This is a genomic window from Staphylococcus caeli, assembly GCF_900097965.1.
In the GTDB taxonomy this organism is placed as follows: domain Bacteria; phylum Bacillota; class Bacilli; order Staphylococcales; family Staphylococcaceae; genus Staphylococcus; species Staphylococcus caeli.
This window is the reverse complement of record NZ_FMPG01000035.1, coordinates 1-662: the sequence shown is the minus strand read 5'-3', so window position 1 is coordinate 662 and position 662 is coordinate 1. Positions and strand designations below refer to the sequence as shown.

The window sequence follows — 662 nt, the reverse complement described above, 5'->3', positions numbered from 1 at the left end:
AGGTCTGTTTGTCTTTCGTTTGCTATTCATAACTGACACACGACAACGATTAATTTCTCTATTAATTGCTTGTACGATATGAAAGCGGTCAATAATAATTTTAGCGTTTGGGAATAATTTTTTGATTAATTCTATATACGGTTTATACATATCAATGGATATGGTTTTAACACGTGCCCGTGTTTTAAGAGGAAATCGACTAAAATATTTTTCAAGTTCACCTTTTCGTCGATCTGGTAAAATATCTAATATTTCGTGTGTACTTCCGTCACAATATATAAAACTCATTGCACCTTCAACATCTTTAGTTGATTTAAACTCATCAAAAGACAAATGATTTGGCAGTGTATCTGATATTTTTGGTTTAACTTGTTGGGCAATAATTTTCATTTGACGATGAACAGTTGAAGGTGAAATAAATAAATCATGCGCGATTGCTTTCTCAGAGCGTGCTTCAGCAGCCTTTTCAGCAATGGCTAGCTTTACTGAATTTGAAATCGAAGATTTTGGTTGAACGAAAGATGACTTAGCTGTGAAAGTTTCGCCACAAGCCTTACAATAAAATCGCTGTTTATTTAGTTCTAAGTAAGCAGGTTTATATATGATTTCCCCCATATAAATTAATGTGTGTCGTTTGCCATTTTTAATAACAGTATTATTTT

General features: G+C 32.6%; 1 protein-coding gene. It reads right to left on the bottom strand.

The window, feature by feature from the left end; all coding sequences use genetic code 11:
• A partial coding sequence (locus tag BJS11_RS13180) for an ISL3 family transposase (RefSeq protein ID WP_159427265.1) occupies positions 1–662 on the bottom strand: 662 nt, incomplete at both ends.